Raw genomic sequence first — 2610 nt, forward strand, 5'->3', positions numbered from 1 at the left:
GGTTCCGGCGCAGCGGGCGTCTCGGCGCGTTGCGGCGCGGCTTCCTGCTTCGGTTCCGGCGCAGCGGCTTGCGGCGCGGGCGCGGCGGCGTTGCTGTCGCCATTGAGCGTCGCGATCGGCGTGTTGACCTTCACGTTCTGCGCGCCCTCGTCGACCAGGATGGCGGCCACCTTGCCCTCGTCCACCGCCTCGACCTCCATCGTCGCCTTGTCGGTCTCGATTTCGGCGATCACGTCGCCGGACTTCACCGTGTCGCCGACCTTCACGTGCCATTTGGCGAGCGTGCCTTCCTGCATGGTGGGCGACAGCGCGGGCATCAGGACGTCGATCGTCATGGATTCTTTCTCAGGCTTTGGTCGGGTTTCGGCGCGGGTCTTGCGCCAAGCAGCCGGTCGTCAAAGGCATGGGCGCCCCGCTCATGCTGGCTCCCTGGAAAGGTGGGAGAGGCTTGCGGCGTTGGCTTCCCAGTTCTGGCCGTCGAAGGCCTCGACCCGCAGGGCCACGCCTTCCAGGCTGTCGAGGCAGCGGGCGTTGACGCTCCAGCCGTCGGGGTTCGAACGCGGACGGTAGAAGCTCTTCACGCCGCACTCGGCGCAAAACATGTGCTTCGCGACGCGCGTGTTGAAGCTGTACTCGCTGAGCCGCTCGGCGCCCTTGGTCAGCCGGAACCGGCTTTCGGGCACGATGATGTGCACGAAGCCGGTCTTGGCGCACATCGAGCAGTTGCAGGTCTGCGCCTCCACCTCGGCGGGCAAGGCGACCTCGAAGCGGACACCGCCGCAATGACAGCCGCCTGCGCGCCAGGTGAAGGCGTCCGCGCTCACTTCTTGTAGCTCACCGCCTTCACCGCCTCGACGATCCGTTCGACCGAGGGCAGCGACAGCGCTTCCAGGTTGGCCGCATAGGGCAAGGGCACGTCACGCTGGCTGACCCGCGCGGGCGGGGCGTCCAGGTAATCGAAGGCGTGCTCGACGACGCGGGCCGCGACCTCGGCGCCGACGCCCATCGGGCTCCAGCCCTCCTCGACCGTGACCAGGCGGTTCGTCTTCTTGACGCTCTCGACGACGGTCACATGGTCGAGCGGGCGGATCGTCCGCAGGTCGACGACCTCCGCCGCGACCCCCTCCTTGGCCAGGTGCTCGGCGGCCTCGAGGGCGAAGCCGACCATGCGGGAATAGGCGACGATGGTGACGTCGGTCCCCTCGCGGCGCACCTTGGCCTTGCCGATGGGCAGCACCCAGTCGATCCCTTCCGGCACCTCGAACTCATGGCCGTAAAGCATCTCGTGCTCGAGGAAGACGACCGGGTTGGGGTCGCGGATGGCGGCTTTCAAGAGGCCCTTGGCGTCGGCGGCGTCATAGGGCGCGATCACCTTGAGCCCGGGCACGTGGGCGTACCAGGGCGCATAGTCCTGGCTGTGCTGGGCGGCCACGCGCGCGGCCGCGCCGTTGGGACCACGGAAGACCACCGAGGTCTTCAGCTGGCCGCCGGACATGTAGAGGGTTTTGGCCGCCGAGTTGATGATGTGGTCGATCGCCTGCATGGCGAAGTTCCAGGTCATGAATTCGACGATCGGCTTCAGGCCCGCCATGGCGGCCCCGACGCCCAGGCCCGCGAATCCATACTCGGTGATCGGCGTGTCGATCACGCGACGGTCGCCGAACTCCTGCAGGAGGTCGCGGCTGACCTTGTAGGCGCCCTGGTACTGGGCGACTTCCTCGCCCATCAGGAAGACGTCGCCGTCGCGGCGCATCTCCTCGGCCATGGCGTCGCGCAGGGCGTCGCGCACGGTCTGGCGGATCAGGTTGGTCCCGGCCGGCAGATCGGGGTCCGTCAGCGGCGTCGGCGGCGTCACGGCCGCCGGCCCCTCGCCTTCCGGCCGGGCCCTGGCCTCGGACGGCGCCTTCTTCTCGGCGTCGCCGGAGGGCTCCTTGGCGACCGGCTTGTCGGAGACGGTGTCGACCTGCTGGGCCTCCGCGGTCAGGGCCGGTGCGGGCGGCGGCCCGGCCGCCTCCCCCTCCTCGCCCGAAAGCCTGGCGATCGGCGTGTTGACCTTCACCTCCTGGGCGCCCTCGGGCACCAGCAGGGCCTCGATCACGCCCTCGTCCACCGCCTCAACCTCCATGGTCGCCTTGTCGGTCTCGATCTCGGCGATCACGTCGCCGGACTTCACCGCATCGCCGACCTTCACATGCCACTTGGCGAGCGTGCCTTCCTGCATCGTCGGCGAGAGCGCCGGCATCAATACCTCGGTCACGCGCGCGCCTCCGTGTAGACGTCGGTGTAGAGCTCGGCCGGGTCGGGCTCTGGCGAGGTGCGGGCGAATTCGGCGGCGTCGGAAACGATGCGCTTCACCTCGGCGTCGATCGCCTTCAGCGCCGCCTCGTCGGCCCAGCCCTTCTTCTCGAGCAGCTCCTCGACGTGGTCGATCGGGTCGCGGGTCTTGCGGATCTCGTCGACCTCCTCGCGCGTGCGGTACTTGGCCGGGTCGCTCATCGAGTGGCCGCGGTAGCGGTAGGTCTTCATTTCGAGGATGTAGGGCCCCTGCCCCGAGCGCGCGTGCTCGGCGGCCTTGGCCGCCGCCGCCTGGACCGCCAGCACGTCCATGCC

The 2610-nt window shown here is 69.2% G+C and carries 4 protein-coding genes; all 4 read right to left on the minus strand.

Translation table 11 applies throughout. The features are described from left to right. The coding region (locus tag VJS38_RS12400; RefSeq protein WP_324088457.1) for a biotin/lipoyl-containing protein at window positions 1–335 on the minus strand (335 nt) is incomplete at its 3' end. A gap of 81 nt (window positions 336–416) precedes the next feature. Further along, the gene (locus tag VJS38_RS12405) at window positions 417–824 is read right to left on the minus strand and encodes a GFA family protein (protein WP_324088458.1); all 408 of its coding nucleotides are present in this window, start codon (window positions 822–824) and stop codon (window positions 417–419) included. Beyond that, window positions 821–2257: a pyruvate dehydrogenase complex E1 component subunit beta gene (locus VJS38_RS12410; RefSeq protein ID WP_324088459.1), complete on the minus strand. Its 1437-nt coding sequence runs from the start codon at window positions 2255–2257 to the stop codon at window positions 821–823. The genes VJS38_RS12405 and VJS38_RS12410 overlap by 4 nt, the downstream gene beginning before the upstream one ends. After that, window positions 2254–2610 (minus strand): thiamine pyrophosphate-dependent enzyme (locus VJS38_RS12415; protein WP_324088460.1); only part of this gene is annotated, 357 nt, incomplete at its 5' end. The genes VJS38_RS12415 and VJS38_RS12410, both read right to left, overlap by 4 nt.

Origin of the sequence: Phenylobacterium sp. (assembly GCF_035276905.1) — a bacterium.
Lineage (GTDB): Bacteria > Pseudomonadota > Alphaproteobacteria > Caulobacterales > Caulobacteraceae > Phenylobacterium.